Origin of the sequence: Pseudomonas sp. B7(2017), assembly GCF_002112745.1 — a bacterium.
In the GTDB taxonomy this organism is placed as follows: Bacteria; Pseudomonadota; Gammaproteobacteria; order Pseudomonadales; family Pseudomonadaceae; genus Aquipseudomonas; species Aquipseudomonas ekonensis.
In genome coordinates, this window is record NZ_NEIP01000008.1 from 278,660 (window position 1) to 296,076 (window position 17,417).

The following is a 17,417-nucleotide window of genomic DNA, read 5'->3' on the forward strand; positions in this document are numbered from 1 at the left end:
GTCGGCGAAGGGGTGCCCCTCGCCGACAAGGACCGGCGTCAGTTCTTGTTCAGGTCGATGTTCTTGGTCTCCCGCAGGCACAGCATGCCCACCACCAGGCTCACCCCGGTGATCAGCACCGGGTACCACAAGCCGTAGAAGATGTCCCCGGTGTACACCACCAGCGCAAACGACACGGTCGGCAGGAAGCCGCCGAACCAGCCGTTGCCGATGTGGTAGGGCAACGACATTGAGGTGTAGCGGATGCGGGTCGGGAACAGTTCGACCATCAGCGCCGCCAGGGGGCCGTAGCACATGGCGGAGATGATGATCAGCGCCACGATCAGGGCGACGATCATCGGCTTGTTGATCTGCTGCATGTCGGCCTGCTGCGGGTAGCCGGCCAGGGTCACGGCGCCGCGCAGGGCGGCTTCGTCGAAGCCGTCGAGCTTGACGTCGCCGACGCTCACCTGCACGCCGCTGCCGGCCGGCAGGGCTTCGCTGTTGTAGGGCAGGCCCTGCTTGACCAGGAAGGTCTTGACCTTGTCGCACGGGCTGTCGAATTTGGCCTTGCCCACCGGATCGAACTGGAAGGTGCAGGTGGCCGGGTCGGCGGACACGGTGATCGGCGCCTGGCGGCTGGCCTGGTCGATGGCCGGGTTGGCGTAGTGGGCCAGGGACTTGAAGATCGGGAAGTACAGCGCCGTGGCCAGCAGCAGGCCGATCATCAGCACCGGTTTGCGCCCGACCTTGTCCGACAGCCAGCCGAAAATGATGAAGAACGGTGCGCCGATCACCACGCTGACGATCAGCAGGCTGTTGGCCACCGCCGCGTCCATCTTCAGGAACTGGGTGAGGAAGAACAGCACGTAGAACTGCGCCGCGTAGAAGGTCACCGCTTGCCCGGCGTTGATGCTGAACAGCGCGGTCAGCACCACCTTGAGGTTTTCCCACTTGCCGAACGACTCGCGGATCGGCGCTTTGCAGGTCTTGCCTTCCTCTTTCATCTTCAGGTACGCGGGCGACTCGTGCAGGCTCAGGCGGATCCAGGTGGAGATGCCCAGCAGCACGATCGACAGCAGGAACGGAATGCGCCAGCCCCACACCTCGAACTGATCGCCGGTGAAGTAGCGGCAGCCGAGCACCACCAGCAGCGACAGCAGCAGGCCGAGGGTGGCGGTGGACTGAATCCAGCTGGTGTGGAACCCACGCTTGCCGATGGGCGCGTGCTCCGCCACGTAGGTCGCGGCGCCGCCGTACTCGCCGCCCAGGGCCAGGCCCTGGAGCATGCGCAGCACCACCAGAATGATCGGCGCGGCGATGCCGATGCTGGCGTATGTCGGCAGCAGGCCCACGGCGAACGTCGCCACGCCCATCAGGATGATGGTCGCCAGGAAGGTGTACTTGCGCCCGATCATGTCCCCCAGCCGACCGAACACCAGCGCTCCGAACGGCCGCACGATGAAGCCTGCGGCGAACGCCATCAGCGCGAAGATGAACGCCGTGGTGTCGTTGACCCCGGCGAAGAACTGCTTGCTGATCACCGCCGCCAGGGCGCCGTAGAGGAAGAAGTCATACCACTCGAACACCGTCCCCAGGGACGACGCGAAGATGACCTTGCGGGTATCGGGGGTGATCTGCGTGGCGCCCACGGCGTCCAGCGGCTGAACGTGTTCTGACATATCGGTATCCCTCACAGTGATTGTTTTTGTTGTTTCCACTGGTGTTGCGTGTCCCGGTGAAGCGCGATGTCTGTGAAGCGGGTGCAGCGTCCCCTGTAGGCGCCAGCCTGCTGGCGATAGCGGTAATTCAGGAGATCGCCAGCAGGCTGGCTCCCGCAAGGTCTGCGGCGACGGTCGGGGAAAGGATCAGTTGCGCCGCCTTCTCGGCAATCATCAGCGTAGGCGAACAGGTGTTGCCCGAGGTGATGCGCGGCATGATCGAGGCATCGGCGATGCGCAGGCCCGGTACGCCGTGCACGCGCAACTGCGCGTCCACCACCGCGTCCGCCCCGTGGCCCATGCGGCAGGTGCCCACCGGATGGAAAATCGTCGTGCCGATCTTCGCCGCCGCCTCGTGCAGTTCCTCTTCGGTCTGCAGGTTGGCGCCGGGCAGGTACTCCACCGGGTTGAACACGCGCAGGGCCGGGGCGGCGACGATGCGCCGGGTCAGGCGGATCGCGTCGGCGGCCACGCGCAAGTCTTCGGGATGGCTGAGGTAATCGGGCTGGATCAGCGGCGCCGCCTGGGGATCCGCCGAGCGGATCTCCACCCGGCCGCGGCTCTGCGGACGCAGGTCGCACACCGAGGCGGTGAAGGCGGGGAAGGAGTGCAGCGGTTCGCCGAAACGCTCCAGCGACAGCGGCTGCACGTGGTACTCAAGGTTGGCCGAGGTCTGCTCCGGCCCCGAGCGGGCGAACGCGCCCAACTGGCTCGGCGCCATCGACAGCGGCCCGCTGCGGTCATACAGGTAGCGCAGGCCCATGCCCATCTTGCCCCACAGGCTGGCGGCGATCTGGTTGAGGGTGCGGGCGTTCTCCAGCTTGTAGATCAGCCGCAGTTGCAGGTGGTCCTGCAAGTTGCCGCCCACGCCCGGCAGTTCATGGACGACACCGATGCCGAGGCGCTCCAGCAATGGCCGCGGGCCGATCCCGGAGCGCTGCAGAATGCTTGGCGACCCCACGGAGCCGGCGCACAGCACGATCTCCTTGCGCGCCTTGAACGCCTTCGCCTGGCCTTGCCAGCGTGCACGGACCGTATTGGCCCGGCCGCCCTCGAACAGCACCCGGTCCACTTCGGCCCCGGTCAGCACGGTCAGGTTGGCCCGGTCGCGGATCGGCTTGAGAAACGCCTTGGCCGCATTCCAGCGCACCCCGGCCTTCTGGTTGACCTGAAAGTAGCCGCAGCCCTCGTTGTCGCCCTGGTTGAAATCGTCGATGCGGGCAATGCCGCTTTGCTCGGCGGCCTCGCGGAATGCATCCAGGATCGGCCACGACAGGCGCTGCTGCTCGACCCGCCATTCGCCTTGGTCGCCATGGAACTCGGCGGCGCCGGCAAAGTGGTTTTCGCTCTGCTTGAACAGCGGCAGCACGTCGCGCCACGCCCAGCCGGGATTGCCCTCGGCGGCCCAGCCGTCGTAGTCGCCGGCCTGGCCGCGCATGTAGATCATGCCGTTGATCGAGGAACAGCCGCCCAGCACCTTGCCGCGCGGGTAGCTCAGCGCGCGGCCGTTGAGGCCGGGTTGCGCTTCGGTCTTGAAGCACCAGTCGGTGCGCGGGTTGCCGATGCAGAACAGGTAACCCACGGGGATGTGGATCCAGGGATAGTTGTCGCGCCCGCCGGCCTCCAGCAGCAGGACGCGGTGCCGGGCATCGGCCGACAGCCGATTGGCCAGCAGGCAGCCGGCGGGACCGGCGCCGACCACGATGTAGTCGTATTCATCAAGGGAAGTCTGCATTCCCTGACCTCGCTTCTTGTTTTTGTTGTCGGTCATCCTAGTTGTTAGCTTTCGTCAAAAGAATGTTAGTTTTTGCGCAGCCGCTGTGCGTTTTCAAACAGCGCCCCTCCCGCGTAGCCAACAAGGACAAGCGATGTTCGACTGGAATGACCTGCGCTTCTTTCTGGAACTGCAACGCAGCGGCCGCCTGCTCACCGCCGCCCGCCGGCTCAACACCACCCACGCCACCGTCGCCCGGCACATCGAGGCCATCGAGAAGAGCCTGGGCACCGCGCTGTTCGTCCAGCACGCCCAGGGCTACGAAATGACCCCGGCGGGGGAGGCGCTGCTCAAGCACGCCGAAGCCATGGAAAACGTCGCGCTGCTGGCCCAGGAGGAGATCACCCAATCCACCGCGCCGCTGGGCAAGATCCGCGTCGGCGTCACCGAGGGCCTGGGCATCATGTTCCTGGCCAGCCGCATGGGCGGGCTGTTCGAGCGGTATCCGGGGCTGGAGGTGGAACTGGTGGCCGTGCCGCGCTTCGTCAGCATCCTCAACCGCGAGGCGGAAATCAGCATCCACCTCGAACGCCCGGCGGCCGACATGCTCGTCACCCGCAAACTCACCGACTACCGCCTGGCGCTCTACGCCAGCCGCGCCTACCTCGACGGCGCGCCGCCGCTGCGCAGCCGCGAAGACCTCGGCCGCCACGCCTGGATCGGCTACGTCGACGACTTGCTGTTCAGCCAGGAACTGATGTTCCTCAACAGCTTCTGCCGCAACCCCCGCGTGGTGTTCCACAGCACCAGCGTGATCGCCCAGCAACAGGCGGCGCGCTCGGGGCTGGGGATCGCCGTGCTGCCGTGCTACATGGCCGCGTCCGACCCGGAGCTGGTGCCGCTGCTGCCCGACGAAAGCATCGAGCGCAGCTACTGGATCAGCACCCGGCGGGAACTGCACAAGTCGGTGCGGCTGCGGGTGGTCTGGGATTATGTGGTGAGCCTGTGCGAGGCGGAGCGGGGGTTGTTGCAGGGGTGAAGTGGCGCAGAACGTTGCTGGGTTGAAGCATTGTTTCTGTGGTAAAGGGGCTTGTCGAATCGTCGCACCGTCCCGCTGGGGTGCGACGATTCGACAAGCCCCCTCACCACAGGTGCGGTGTCCTAGCGGTTCTTCACGTACTCGTCGTAGGCCGATTTGCTCATCCAGGCCGGATTGCTTCTTTCAGAGGTTCTGATCTTGAACAACCATCCCTGATCCTCCGGGCTTTCATTGACGAGTTCGGGGGAGTCATTCAGCGCCTCATTGATCGCAATCACTTCTCCGGAGACGGGAGCCAATATTTCGGATTTTGACTTCACCGACTCTACTTCAGCTATGTATTCACCCTGACTGGCGTTTGTGCCGATGTTCGGTAAACCAACGTAGACAATATCGCCCAACGCATCCTGGGCATGAACCGTAATGCCCACCGTCACGATATCCCTGTCGAACAACAGCCACTCATGTTCCGTCGTATACATTTTCCCCATCTCGATCCACTCCAGGTCGATTGAATTATCCCTGTGGCGAGGGAGCTCGTTCCTGCGCAGCAGGTCACGCTTTTTTGGCTCGCTTCGCCATCCAGCCATTCCGTGAATGGGGCCAGCGTAATCAGAACCCGGCCAAAAGTGACCTGACAGAAATGACAGTCCGTTAGAGCGTTTGGCGATTCCCTCAATCACGGATAGATCGAAAAAAGCGTCGTCCGCTGGACGCCCCGGGCGTTCTGGACTTCAATCCGTCATCAAACCCAGGAGCCCGCCCCATGACCGATGACACCAAACCCAAGGGCCCGGCCTCGTACTTCCCGTCCATCGAAAAAAAGTAACGTCGGGCAAACGGCATTGCGGCGCACGCGCCAACGCTGCCGCTCAAGCCCCGTTGCCCAACAACCGGCTCAACGCCTCCAGCTCACCTTTCTCCACATCGGACACCAGCACGAAACGCATGTGATCCGCCTGCCACGACACCACGTTGAAGCCGCGTATCGTCTGCACCTGCTGCGGCTGATCGGCCCCCGGCGTGGGCAGGATGAACACATTGATCACGTGTTTGGCCCGGCCATAGGTCAGGGCCGCCGCCGTCTGGTGCTGCAGGTAGTCCAGCCGCCCGCCCAGCAGCGGGAAGCCGTGCGCCGCGTAGTCGGCCACCGGCGGCGAGAAGTCGAGCTTGCCGGTGAACCAGGGCTTGACGGTGTGGCGGTCGGAGGACACCACATCGTTCAGGTGCCCGCCCATCAGCGAGCGCACGTGGCTGGAGACCGCCTCATCCATCAGCGGCTGTTCGCCGCCCGGCGTCGCCACGTAAAGCACCATCGCCAGGGCCAACGCGGCGGCGGAGAACGCCGGCGCGAACCATGAGCGCCAGCGCCCGGCGGTGCGCGGGGCCGGTTCGACCGCCGCCAACACACTGGCCGCCAACCCGGGCGGCGCCGGGTAATACGCCGCGTGGCGCTTCACGGCGGCCTTGAGCGAGCGGTACTCGTCATGCAACTGCGCGCACCCGACGCACGTGGCCAGGTGCGCCGCGACCTGCGCCGCTGCCGCCGGGTCGAGTGCCTGATCCAGGTAACCATGCAGCTGGGTGCGGCAAACCGTGCAGTCGAATTCATTCATGGTCGTGCAACTTCAGCAGTTCGAGCTTGAGCAGGGCGCGGGCCCGGGCGAGCCGCGACATGACGGTGCCGATGGGAATGTCCGCCACTAGGGCGATGTCCTTGTAGGGCATGTCTTCCAGCTCCTTCAGCACAATCACCTCGCGAAAGGCCGGCGGCAGGGCACACAGCGCCTGCTGGAGCAACGCCGCGTTTTCCGTGTGGATGGCCGAAAGCTCCGGGCCCTGCTGGTGGGCGGGCGCCGTTTCGTCGACGCTCAGGTCGTCATCGATGGCCACCCAGCGGTGGCCGGCCGAAGCCTTGAGCCAGGTGTAGCTTTCGTTGCGCACGATGGTCAGGAACCACGCCTTGGCGTTGCCCTCGGCGAAACGCTGCAAGAACCGAAAGGCGCGCAAGGCGCTTTCCTGCACGACGTCGCGCGCGGCGCTGTCGTTGCCGGTGAGCCAGCGCGCGAGGTTATAGGCGGCGTCCAGATGGGGCGCAATCAGTTCCTCGAATCGCGTCATAGTGATTCCCGCACCGTCACACCCCTATAACCGTGATGCTTCGCCTTTTATTCCCTGAAAAGAATTTGTTTTTCGATGCGGAATAAACCCGCGCCCCGAAAGGTTCATTCCCTGTCGGCTACATCACTGTAGCCCGCCAGCGAGGACACACCGATGGACATTCGATCAAATCACCCCCGGCGCACCGACGGCCCGGCCAACCCTGACCGCCGCACACTGCTCAAATGTTCGGCGTGGGCCGGCGCCGGGGTGCTCTGGGCCCTGAGCGGCGGCGTTCCCCGGGCGTTCGCGCTGGACGCGGCGGGCAACGTCAGCGACCCCAAGGCCCTGGACAGCACCTTCCACTTCGTGCAGATCAGCGACTCGCACATCGGCTTCAACAAGGAAGCCAACCCGGAGCCGGCCAAGACCCTGCAAGCGGCCATCGACAAAGTCGTCGCGCTGCCCAAGCGGCCTGCGCTGATCCTGCACACCGGCGACATCACGCACCTGTCCAAGGCCGAAGAGTTCGACACCGCCGCGCAATTGCTCAAAGGCCTGCCGTCCCCCGTGCACTACGTGCCGGGCGAGCACGACACCCTCGACGAGGGCGGCGGCAAGCTTTACCTGGAACGCTACGGCAAGGGCACCAAGGGCAACGGCTGGTACAGCTTCGACGACCACGGCGTGCACTTCATCGCGCTGGTCAACGTGTTCAACTTCCAGGCCGGCCGCGAAGCCAACCTCGGCGCCGAGCAACTGGCCTGGCTGGCCGACGACCTGCGGGCCGTGGCCACCAGCACGCCCGTCGTGGTGTTCACCCACATTCCGCTGTGGACGATCTACCAGCCCTGGGGCTGGGGCACCGAGGACGGCGACCAGGCCATCGCGATGCTGCGCAAGTACGGCTCGGTCACGGTGCTCAACGGGCACATCCACCAGGTCATCCAGAAGGTCGAAGGCAACATCACCTTCCACACGGCCCGCGGCACGGCGTACCCGCAGCCGGCACCGGGGGCGGCGCCGTCGCCGGGGCCGATGACCGTCGCCGCCGACCAGTTGCGCAACTACCTGGGCCTCACCGACGTGCGGGCGACCCAGGGCGAGCACCCGTTGGCGCTGATCGACTCGACACTGGTCTAGGGGAGGGCAGGCAAATGAAAACGCGACTGTTGGCCGTGGTCGGCCTGATGCTGTCGACGCCGGCGTGGGCGCAGGACGTGAAGATCGACATCAAGGAATTCATGTTCGGCCCCAAGGACCTGACCGTGGCCGTGGGCACCAAAGTGACGTGGGTGAACGACGACCAGATCCCCCACACCGTGGCGGAAACCCACAAGGCGTTCCGCTCGGGGGCGCTGGACACCGATGACACGTTCTCCTGGGTGTTCGATACGCCCGGCGAGTTCGACTACTTCTGCGTGCTGCACCCGCAGATGATCGGCAAGATCGTGGTGACCCCATGAGCACCCGCCCAAGCGTGCCCCGTGCCGCGGCCTATAGTGAAGGAGTGGTCCTGCGGGGCCACCCCCCATGAACCCTGCGCGCGAAGAGACCGTTATGGACAACACTCTGATTTCATTGATTGGTTTTGTACTGGGCATGAGCATCGCCACCGAACGGCTGGTCGAGATCGTCAAAGGCTTCATTCCGATGCTGAATCAGACCAGCGACGATGCGAAGGTCGAGGCGCGGCGCCGATCCTACCTGCAGATACTGGCCGTGGTCGGCGGCGTGGTGACGGTGCTGTTGTCCCGGGAAGCGATTCCGGCGGACATCCCGTTCTTGAGAAGCGACTTCGGCGTCGTCTGCCTGGGCCTGTTGGCCAGCGGCGGCTCCGGCTTCTGGAACACCGCCCTGACGTACGCCACCCAGGCCAAGGAACTGAAGAAGGTCGCGGTGAAGAAGGCCCAGGAGGCGCCAGTGATCGCACCGGTGGCAGCGGTTGCCGCTGTCGTGCCGGTGGGGCCTGCCGGTGACCCTGTCTAAGTTCTGCGACACCTTCCTGTTTGCCTGACCCCCTTCGCCCGGAGGGGGCCAGGTTTCATGTTGAAGCGGTTCGGTGGCGGGTTGTTTCAACAGCTGTCGGCGCTGCTGTTTAAGTGACGCATCCGGTCATGGGTCGATGCCCACGATTCCTTGCGCCATGGCCTACGCGTGGGCCAGAATCCGCCGCTTTGTACGCCTTGTACGCCTTGTGCGCCTTGGGGGGCGGGTTTTATCGTTTTCGGGTCACTGGGTCCCGGAAGGGCCTGGCAAGAAGAACCACTATCCACCCCAACCCTACGCCGAGTATCCAAAGTTCTTGGCGAGCTACAAGTCAGCTGGAGGCACTGCGAAATGAAGGCCCCGATCCTCTTGCTCCTCGCAATGTATGGCGCGGGAACCAGCTTGGCATTTGCCGGTGGTTCACAGGCGATAAACGACAAACAGGGGCCAGCAGGCATCGCCGTCGGTGAATCTTTGGTGGCGGCCAGGTCCAAGTTGATCAAACAAGGATGGGAGCCAACCCCGATGCACACCCGCGATGGCTATGAGTACAGCGGTGTCGAGCGCGAGCTGGCTGCACGCAAATTCCTGGAACTTGATACCTGCTCCTTTGATAGCTCGCGCTGCATCCTGTTCTATTCAAAGAAAGGCGCCTGCTTGCGCATCGACACCATCGGTGAGCAACTCAAAGACATGACGGTGACGCGATGGGCCGATGAATGCCCCCAGGCGCCTGCCGAACCCAATGGCGGTGACGCGGGTCAGTAACGAGCTTGTAAATGGGGCAAAGGGGGACTGATGTATTGCTCAAATACATCAGTCCCCTTTTTCTGAAGCGGTTCGGTGGCGGGCCGTTTCAACAGCTGTCGGCGTTGCTGTTTAAGTGACGCATCCGGTCATGGGTCAATGCCCACGATGCCTTGCGCCATGGCCTACGCGTGGGCCAGAATCCGCCGGCTTGTGCGGCTGGGGTGCGGGTTTTATCGTTTTCGGGTCACTGGGAAACAGTGATCGGGTTTGGTAGCCCGGATTAACTAGTCGCATAGCGTCACCCCTCCAGACTCGCTAAAAGTCTGCGGTTTATGGTGGCCATGCGCAGGGCACCCTCGGGTGCGCCGGGTTCCTAGTTACCGGTCTACCAACCCGCGTATTGGCCGCCACCTTCGTTTGGTAGCGAGGGTGAAGGCTCCTTTCACCAATTAGGAGATTCACCATGATCAAACCCACACCCAACCCGCCCATCCTCGATCCGGCATCCCCCTACGAATCCATCGATTCCAGAAAACTCAACGAAGCCGCCGAACGCGCCCTCGACCACTACCTCAACCCGGCCCCCTCCATCATGGCCAGCGCCAACGCGGCCGAACCCATGTACCTGCCCAACCCGGCCTACGACACCGAATCCCTGCTGGCCAACGCCTGCGAAAACCTCGGCGCCGCCTCCGAAATGCTCAACAACTTCGCCGCCGTCCTCGACGCCGGCCACCGCCGCACCGCGATCGGCATCGCGCAGTTGGTGATGCTGGGGGAAGTGGCGGTGGGGCAGGCGTTGGATAACGTTGAGCCGAAGGAGTAGGGCTGACGCGTTTTGCGACGACGGCGGGGCCTGCATCTGATGGCTTGGGTTGCAGGCCCCTCTGTCCTACCATCGGCACATCGACAGAACGGAGGTTGATATGGAAGGTGGTCAGGACAAACGAATCATCATCGTGGGCGCAGGCATCGTCGGCGCATCGCTGGCGTATCACTTGGCCCGGCACGGTGCGCAGGTCACCGTGGTCGAGGCCGAAGAGATCGCATCGGGCGTGACCGGCCGCTCATTCGCCTGGCTCAACACCTCGCACCCCGAACCCGACCCGATTGCGCCACTGCGCGGGGTTGCCATCGAGGAATACCACCGGCTCGAAACCCAGGTGCCCGACCTGAAGATTCGCTGGACAGGCGCCTTGACCTACGGCGTGACGGCGGGTGACGTACCGCCGGCCAACCGGGTGACCCGTTCGCAGATCCTCGACCTCGAACCCAACCTCAAGAACCCGCCTCAATCCGCCGGGTACGCGGCGCAAGAAGGCGCGCTGGACGCCGTGGCCGCCTCGCATGCACTGATCGCAGGCGCCAAGGCACACGGAGCGAAGATCCTCACCCAGACGCGAGTGCTCGGTTTCGTGACCCAGGCCGAAAGGGTGACCGCCGTCGAAACCACCCGAGGCACCCTCCATGCCGATGTTGTCCTCTTGGCCGCCGGCACAGCCACCGCGAAGCTCACAGAGCAGCTCGGCGCGCCTCTGCCCATCAACGCCTCGCCCGCTATTTTCATCCGCTACAGCGCACCGCCCAACCTCGTCCACACCCTCATCTCCAGCCCCGACATGGAAGTGCGGCAAAGCGCGGACGGCGCGTTGCTGGCGGCAGAGGATTACCTGGACGACACCGCAGAAAACCAACCGGCAGCGATCGCACGCCGAACGGCCCAAGCCATCCAGAATGCACTCCAGGGGGCTGAGTCCCTTGAACCGGAGTGGGCCTGCGTCGGCCTCAGGCCCATGCCGGCCGATGGCGTTCCCGTCATTGGTTATCTGCCCAATGTGGGCGGTGTCTATGTGTGCGCCATGCACCCTGGGGTTGTGTTGGCGGCGGTGGTGGGGCGGCTTGTCAGTGAGGAGATCATCGACGGAAGGGTGGCAGGAGAGCTTGATCCTTGTCGGCCGGATCGGTTTTTCCGGGCTTAGTGGGGTGCTAGCAGGTCTCGGACAAATCCTAGAACCGGGACGGCGGCTCATCTCCGGCGTTGATGTGGGAAAAGACAGCGTCTGGATTCGCCTGGCACCAATACCGGAACAGCAGCGAAGGTTCGGCCCCCGCAAAAAATTGACCGACAGTGCGCTCGGCCGGGACAAGCCACTTAGGCGTGGGCCATTGCTGAGCAAAAACACCGATGGGCTTGCCGGATGAACAGATGATCCAGGTCGCCAGTCCGCCACTGATGCCGGGAAGGTAGCCGGTGCCTTGTATCGCTTCGAACAAGCCGTCCAGCGTGGCGGTGGGATCGATCCTGATCGAAGTCCTGTGGCTGTGCAGGTCATCCCCAGCATGCACGCTGTCTCGATCGAGGGTGATGATCTGCATGAGTGTTCCTTCTTCCCGTTCTGGGCTAACGCCCTTTCAAATCAGCCTGGCCACGGAGCCCGCAGGCAATGTCCGAGCGGCCTCCATTGCCTTCAGCTGTTCAACGATCCGGTCACGCTCGTCCTTTGGCGTCTCTCGGTCGTTGATGGCGTAGGGCTGGCTGTCGACCCAAACGCTGAGCTGCTCAAGCGCCGACGGCTCGCTAGGGCTGTGGTTGAGTTGCTGGAGCAGATACCCTGCCTGGCTCCACTTGGGCATCAGTCCAAGGAGCGCCAGGCGTCGGGTGGGTGACAGCGTTGCCCAGATCGTGTCGAGCTGATGGGTGAACGGCGAGCCGATGACGCTCCAAGGCTGAGTGCGTAAACCCAGGACGCCGGCCTCAAAAACGGCCCGGGCCGGCTCTGCGACCGCGGCGATCAGCCTCTCAGGGTTGCCTTCCCCTTCGAGCATCAACACGAGCGAACGCACCGCGCCGCTGCTTTGGCTCAAGGCTGCGGTCATCCAGTGTTCAGGAATACGCAGCTTCAGGTCCTGCGCCAACCCGAGCAGGCCGAGCCAGCGGGCCTTTGTGGCAGGCAGCTCGCCCGCCAACTGGGCCTGCAGCATCTGCAACGGGTCGACGCCGTACTTTCCGGCGGCCCATAGCGCAGTGGACCGTGCCGCTGGCGACGGATCCAGCAAAAACGCTTCGATCAATTGTGTGCGGCCGGTCTGCAAGCGGATCGCTTCCAGGAACGACTGCCTCCTGAGGATGCTGCTCTTGCTGGCGAGCCCGAACGCGATGGCCCGCTGGGCCGACGCCGGCTCAAGCTCCATCGCCTTGCCGAGCGCCAAGCGGCGCACGCTGAAGTCGACGTGGTGAAGGCACGCCACCAGAAACGCCTCCCGCTCATCCTCAACCTTCGTCTGAACGAGCACCCGAAACAGCAACCGCGCGCACGAGCCTCGGCTGGCGTCGAAACCCGCCGCGCAGCGCTCGACGCATTCAGGCGTTGCCAGCAATGCTTCAAGCTTGTTGATCGTCGAACGGTGGTCGTCGCGATGGCGATGCTCAAGCGCCAGAATGGCGGGCATTTGAGCGACCAGCCAACCGGCATGCTGCGGCGTCAGGTAGTCTTCGAAAGCCTCACGCGCGACTGCGCGAACCTGAGGCACCCAATCATTGAGCCGCACGATGATCGCCGCCAACCGTTCCGCCGACAGAGAAGACCTGACCGCCTGCAGGCCGGCTTCCCGGTCGAATCCGCTCCACGAGGTGATAAGCAACGTCCAGTCACGGAGGGGGGAGGGATCTGGTGGCGTGGCTGTGGTGCTTGGGGTTGCGATGGCTGCGGCTGTGTGGCTTAGGGTGTCTGCCGTGGCGGGCGTTTTGCCGATGAATCGTTGCAACCAACTTTTCCACATGAAGCTGAATATCCCTGAATTTGAACGGTGGCGTGGGGGTAGCATGCCTGTTCAGGGGGGGATTTGGAACGGCTCGCTGGAAACCGTCGGGTCAGCCCTGCACTGAGTACGATGAACTGGAAAAAACACATAAGGGATTTGGTGGACGGCAAAATGGAACTGAGAAAACTGCTTGTCGGCCTCTTTTGTGTGGTCAGTTTCTCTGCTCAGGCAGTCGATGTTCCTATCAAAGAGGGGATGCCGTTTGTCAGTGCCAGAAAGGCGTTGATCAACAGCGGGTGGAAGCCGAACCCTACCTACGCGGGTGAGTTTGGGGTGGAGAGCATCCTTGTGAGGAAGGGCTACTCGGAGATTGAGTCTTGTACGGAAGGGGTTAGGTATTGCAGCTTCAATTACATCAAGGATGGGGTTTGTCTTGGTGTGGGGGCTGTTGGGGAGGAGGTTAAGGGAATGAAGGTTTACGCTTGGGCGTTTAAGTGCCCTGGGAAGGAGTGAGTGTTGTTTGGATTTATAAAACGGTTTTTTCAGCCGGCCTCCGAAGAGAGCGTTCTTGGGTATTCGATTTCAGAGCTTAAGGCGATTTTTAGGGCCGAACTGCAAGAGTTTCCTCGTGGGGAGTGCTGCTATCCTGTTTTTGTCTCGTTAGTTGGTTTGGGGGTGCAGGCGTTCTATTCGGATTTTGTTATGGATGTGGCGGATGTCGGTGAGTTTCAAGCTCTGGTAGATGAACGTTTTAGTGCTTGCGATGAAATTGATTTAAATGGCTTGGTGATGCGGTGCTGTCTGGATGAAATTCAAAATATTCGATTAGTTGTTTCTGTATCAAGAAGGGAGTTTAAAGTCGCGACGGTTCGGTTAATTACCAATGATATTGGTTTCTTGGAAAGTCTTTGCGAGAAGAGGTTTGCAGTTCCTCCGCCGTGGATTGTGTTTGAGAATTACAATGCGTCTTGGTGGGGCGGTGATATGCAGGGTGCACAAGGCTACTATGACGATAGCTACTTTTTTGGGTTCTTTTCTAATTTAAGCGCGTCTGAAAGGGTTGACTACTATGCGAGGTATTCAGCGTCAGAGGAATGGGTTAGGAGCTTGGAGTTAACGTTGTTGTAGCCTAGGTGGTCAGGGAGCGGCGCAAAATCCACTGCTGTAAACCGCGATAGTCCGCCCAATTAAAAAGACCGCCCCGTGCCCAATCCATTGATCAGGCACGCTACCCGATACACCACCACTTTACCTCGACTTCATCATCGTCCTAGGTCACATCATGCCCATGCTCAATGAATTGTTCGGGCACATCCAAGTCAAGCCTATCGCTCAAGTGTTCCGGGGCAAGCGAGTTATGTTGCCCCAGAAAGCTCAAGTAATACTCACGGTCATAGAACACAGTGACCTCACTCTGGTGCAACCAGGGCCATGTCAGTAGGCAAGCGATGCGGTAGTAGCCCTGACTGCGATCCGCAGCGCGGGAAAGGTGCGCCGCTGCTTCGAGCAATTGCTGAACACAGAAGGCCCGCACTTCGATACGTGCTTGCGGGCCCTCAACGAGGGTATTGATTACCGGGATTTTCCAGTTTGAGTAGCGCTCGTGCTCAATGCGGGGCCAACGCCTGCGAAAACCTCGGCGCCGCCTCCGAAATGCTCAACAACTTTGCCGCCGTGCTGGACGCTGGTCATCGCCGAACCGCGATTGGGATTGCGCAGTTGGTGATGTTGGGGGAGGTGGCGGTGGGGCAGGCGTTGGATAACGTGGAGCCGAAGGGGTAGGGCTGGCGCGTTTTGCGAGGACTGGTAATACGGTGGGACGTGCGATCAAGTTGCTTGTTTGCATGTCTCCTCGGTTTTTGCTGGGAGGGAGTCAATCGCAATGGCTGCTTTCCCTTCACTCGCAGAGGTCTTTGTCCAAGCATGTTTCTGGACAACTGGAACGTCAATCTGTCGAGCAGACAGGTCAATGAATACCGCAGTTACCACAAATATTCGCATTCAGGGTATACAACATTTTTTATATTTCTTTCCGCTACCACACGGGCATGGATCATTTCTGCCACATTTTTGAGGTCGTAGACTCTTTTTCAATGACTTTACCAATGTGCTAATTCGAGCTGGAGCTTTCATGTCCTTCGTCAGTTCATCCATTTCGGGTGATTTAGACCAGGGCGTATTTAGTGTTACACCGAACTGGAGACTTCCCTCAGGACTCAGCGATACGCCAAACCACATGGGTGACCCTTGCTTGTATTTACGTTTCTCACAATGCAGTTGCAAGGCTCGTATCGCCGCACTATCCGAGTTCGGATTGCAGTGAAAGGTTATTCCAGTCTCGCCAGTATTAATTTCAATTGTGAAGTCATGACGCATCCCATCTTTTTTTGCTAGCGCAGTGATCCCGCTCAGACCATCATGGATGTTGCGACATGAGTCCTCACTCATGGATAAGAGAGTAAATCCTAGTTCTAGGATTGCCGGATCAGCACGATGCTCGATTTGTATTATTAGGTGCTCGTAAAGCGTTCCTTGCATAACTGTCAAGATGCCGGGCGGTACTCTTTTTCCTCGTACGCCTTCTCTCCTGACAGTCATCGCAGCATCTAGATCGCTTGCTATCGAGTCATCGAGGGCGACCATGTTGAAATCAGGATTGAGCCACATATTTTGGCGTAGATGGTATGCCAGAGCGGTCAGCTCATGACTCATCATGAGTTTGCCTGTGGCTGTAGCGCGCAAACGCGCATAGCTCAGCAGACGAAGCGGCGTATCAAGCATTTCAGCGAGGACGTCGAGAAGAAAAACGTCCATCACAAGAGGCGCCTGGATGACCCCGGTCGTTTGATATTTCAGGTATTGGTTCGCTTGGAATGCAAGCGCGGGGTAGTGATCGGAAACGACACAGAATGGGTAGATTTCCTTGATAGAACTTGGTAGCGCGATTTCGCGCCCTTGGTGATCTACCATCCGGCACTTGCCCGAAAGTATGGCATTGGCACACTCCCAACCTTGGTCAGATGCCTTCTGAATCGCTGCAGCGAAATCCAGCTTCAACTGACCATCGTTACCTTTACGTGCAGCTAGGGTCAGTTTTTTTGCTTTGGCCTGGACGATGATCATCCGATCGCCAAAGATCACAAGAACATCGGCCTCCCCAACAGTGTTTTTGCCATCAATGAGATTGACATTCGAGTGAACATTGGCCGCTCCGAATACAGCCGCTAACCTTTTATGGGAAAAATTTTCGACGAATGCTCCTCGGTTATCCGAAGCTGCTTGTTTGTAAGTCTCGTCACTGTTCATCCAGAAAAAAGGTGACTCGTAGAGTGCCTCATAGATGGCGTAGTGAAGGAAAAGTAGCACTGACCCTCGGCCAGTGGGTAATAACGGTGTAGCAGCTACACCGTTGAAATCTCCCAGCTCTCTGAATTGGGAGTTTTGGCCTGTGAACGTCAGTGCGTCGAACACCGCCTGGACGATGACAATATCCAAACCGGCTCGTTGGCTAATTTCACTAGGCGTAAATTCAAAATGAGCCAACAGTGATTCAGAAGACGTCTCTGTCTCTTTACCTCTGTGGATCACGTTGGTTGCGCGAGAATCCATGAGCGAGCACATCGTCCGCGCGACCAATTGCGCCTGCTGGGTAGTAAATCCCTTGTTTTTTCGGAGCCAATCATCATCGCGGATATATTTTTCTACGAAGAGGTCACGGTACTGGAAGGTATATGCAGACTCAGCGGCGTAGAAGATTGGTTCCCTCATCTTTAGGCCATCCCAGAAATCCTGCTTATCTTCCGCATCCGCAGCTTGGCGCCCTATTGATTCGAACATAGGACGGCTCATCGCCTGATGCAATTCCTCCATCAGTTTGTCACTGCGCGATACAAGTTCTTGGACTCTGTCAGGAGTTGGCAGATTCAGATCTAACGGTTGACGCATCATTAGACCCAGTAACGTTGTAATTTCCGTCCTGATCAGCCGGTCGGGATCGAACATTCTCTCTAAGTTGGAAGCGGAGTAGTCGCCCTGATAGGCGATTAGATTATCGCGATGGCAGATCTTAGCCATTGCATGGATATATCCAGGTTGGGACGTGAGTGTGGCAAGGTCAGCAAATACATCAGATTCACTTCGGTCAGTAAAAAACATACTCATCACTCCTCGCAGCCAGAGGCCTGATTCAAATGAAAAGATAGGCCAAACGTACTTGGTTCTGCTGGCGCCAAACTAACGCTTCGCAAACTTTTCGACTCGTTGAGTGACTGCTTTTAGTCGAAAAAAACATTTCAGAAGTCAACGAACTGATCCGAAAAGTAGCCTCTTCATCCCCCAACCTCAAACCCCCCACCCCCCAACC

General features: G+C 60.6%; 18 protein-coding genes and 1 pseudogene. 10 read left to right on the plus strand and 9 right to left on the minus strand.

Going from position 1 to position 17,417, the window contains the following annotated elements:
- Positions 1 to 38: 38 nt before the first annotated feature.
- Entirely contained in the window at positions 39 to 1,661 is a 1,623-nt protein-coding gene (locus CAG29_RS17475; protein WP_085694870.1) for an MFS transporter, read from the minus strand.
- A 127-nt stretch (positions 1,662 to 1,788) separates the two neighbouring features.
- A complete protein-coding gene (locus tag CAG29_RS17480) occupies positions 1,789 to 3,435 on the minus strand; it encodes a GMC family oxidoreductase (protein WP_085694879.1) in 1,647 nt (548 codons plus the stop codon).
- A 133-nt stretch (positions 3,436 to 3,568) separates the two neighbouring features.
- On the opposite strand from CAG29_RS17480, the gene CAG29_RS17485 reads away from it, so the two are divergent.
- On the plus strand, positions 3,569 to 4,453 hold the full coding sequence (locus tag CAG29_RS17485) for a LysR family transcriptional regulator (RefSeq protein ID WP_085637527.1): 885 nt from the start codon (positions 3,569 to 3,571) through the stop codon (positions 4,451 to 4,453).
- 122 nt (positions 4,454 to 4,575) lie between these two features.
- Here the strand turns inward: CAG29_RS17485 and gcvH are convergent, their stop codons facing one another.
- From gcvH to CAG29_RS17500, 3 genes are all read right to left on the minus strand, one after another.
- Positions 4,576 to 5,136, minus strand: coding sequence for a glycine cleavage system protein GcvH (gcvH, locus tag CAG29_RS17490; RefSeq protein ID WP_256576817.1), 561 nt, complete (start codon positions 5,134 to 5,136; stop codon positions 4,576 to 4,578).
- Positions 5,137 to 5,325: 189 nt separating this feature from the next.
- Entirely contained in the window at positions 5,326 to 6,069 is a 744-nt protein-coding gene (locus CAG29_RS17495; RefSeq protein WP_085694872.1) for an anti-sigma factor, read from the minus strand.
- The gene (locus CAG29_RS17500; RefSeq protein WP_085633928.1) at positions 6,062 to 6,574 is read right to left on the minus strand and encodes a sigma-70 family RNA polymerase sigma factor; all 513 of its coding nucleotides are present in this window, start codon (positions 6,572 to 6,574) and stop codon (positions 6,062 to 6,064) included. The genes CAG29_RS17495 and CAG29_RS17500 overlap by 8 nt, the downstream gene beginning before the upstream one ends.
- Positions 6,575 to 6,727: 153 nt before the next feature.
- Between CAG29_RS17500 and CAG29_RS17505 the strand changes: the two genes are divergently transcribed.
- From CAG29_RS17505 to CAG29_RS17530, 6 genes are all read left to right on the plus strand, one after another.
- Positions 6,728 to 7,696: a metallophosphoesterase gene (locus CAG29_RS17505; RefSeq protein ID WP_085633926.1), complete on the plus strand. Its 969-nt coding sequence runs from the start codon at positions 6,728 to 6,730 to the stop codon at positions 7,694 to 7,696.
- Positions 7,697 to 7,710: 14 nt separating this feature from the next.
- Entirely contained in the window at positions 7,711 to 8,019 is a 309-nt protein-coding gene (locus CAG29_RS17510; RefSeq protein WP_085694873.1) for a cupredoxin family copper-binding protein, read from the plus strand.
- A 94-nt stretch (positions 8,020 to 8,113) separates the two neighbouring features.
- Positions 8,114 to 8,542 (plus strand): hypothetical protein, encoded by a 429-nt coding sequence (locus CAG29_RS17515; protein ID WP_139831332.1) that lies wholly within the window; start codon positions 8,114 to 8,116, stop codon positions 8,540 to 8,542.
- Positions 8,543 to 8,893: 351 nt separating this feature from the next.
- A complete protein-coding gene (locus CAG29_RS17520) occupies positions 8,894 to 9,310 on the plus strand; it encodes a hypothetical protein (protein WP_085633922.1) in 417 nt (138 codons plus the stop codon).
- 445 nt (positions 9,311 to 9,755) lie between these two features.
- The gene (locus tag CAG29_RS17525; protein WP_085633920.1) at positions 9,756 to 10,118 is read left to right on the plus strand and encodes a DUF6124 family protein; all 363 of its coding nucleotides are present in this window, start codon (positions 9,756 to 9,758) and stop codon (positions 10,116 to 10,118) included.
- Positions 10,119 to 10,197: 79 nt separating this feature from the next.
- Entirely contained in the window at positions 10,198 to 11,271 is a 1,074-nt protein-coding gene (locus CAG29_RS17530) for an NAD(P)/FAD-dependent oxidoreductase (protein ID WP_371916633.1), read from the plus strand.
- A 28-nt stretch (positions 11,272 to 11,299) separates the two neighbouring features.
- On the opposite strand, the gene CAG29_RS17535 is transcribed toward CAG29_RS17530, so the two are convergent.
- A complete protein-coding gene (locus tag CAG29_RS17535; RefSeq protein ID WP_085580069.1) occupies positions 11,300 to 11,668 on the minus strand; it encodes a hypothetical protein in 369 nt (122 codons plus the stop codon).
- A 36-nt stretch (positions 11,669 to 11,704) separates the two neighbouring features.
- Positions 11,705 to 13,057, minus strand: a complete 1,353-nt coding sequence (locus CAG29_RS17540; protein WP_139831505.1) for a hypothetical protein — start codon at positions 13,055 to 13,057, stop codon at positions 11,705 to 11,707.
- A 126-nt stretch (positions 13,058 to 13,183) separates the two neighbouring features.
- Here CAG29_RS17540 and CAG29_RS17545 point away from each other — a divergent pair, with 126 nt between their 5' ends.
- Positions 13,184 to 13,567: a hypothetical protein gene (locus CAG29_RS17545; protein ID WP_256576816.1), complete on the plus strand. Its 384-nt coding sequence runs from the start codon at positions 13,184 to 13,186 to the stop codon at positions 13,565 to 13,567.
- Between the two features lie 3 nt (positions 13,568 to 13,570).
- The gene (locus tag CAG29_RS17550) at positions 13,571 to 14,182 is read left to right on the plus strand and encodes a hypothetical protein (RefSeq protein WP_085694876.1); all 612 of its coding nucleotides are present in this window, start codon (positions 13,571 to 13,573) and stop codon (positions 14,180 to 14,182) included.
- A 142-nt stretch (positions 14,183 to 14,324) separates the two neighbouring features.
- On the opposite strand, the gene CAG29_RS17555 is transcribed toward CAG29_RS17550, so the two are convergent.
- The gene (locus CAG29_RS17555) at positions 14,325 to 14,666 is read right to left on the minus strand and encodes a DUF3916 domain-containing protein (RefSeq protein WP_139831506.1); all 342 of its coding nucleotides are present in this window, start codon (positions 14,664 to 14,666) and stop codon (positions 14,325 to 14,327) included.
- Positions 14,667 to 14,671: 5 nt separating this feature from the next.
- On the opposite strand from CAG29_RS17555, the pseudogene CAG29_RS29050 reads away from it, so the two are divergent.
- Positions 14,672 to 14,836 (plus strand): annotated as a pseudogene (locus CAG29_RS29050) (DUF6124 family protein); the annotation flags it as partial.
- 219 nt (positions 14,837 to 15,055) lie between these two features.
- On the opposite strand, the gene CAG29_RS29055 reads toward CAG29_RS29050, so the two are convergent.
- Complete coding sequence (locus CAG29_RS29055; protein WP_085694877.1) at positions 15,056 to 17,209, minus strand: SEC-C metal-binding domain-containing protein; 2,154 nt, start codon at positions 17,207 to 17,209, stop codon at positions 15,056 to 15,058.
- Between the last annotated feature and the right edge of the window lie 208 nt (positions 17,210 to 17,417).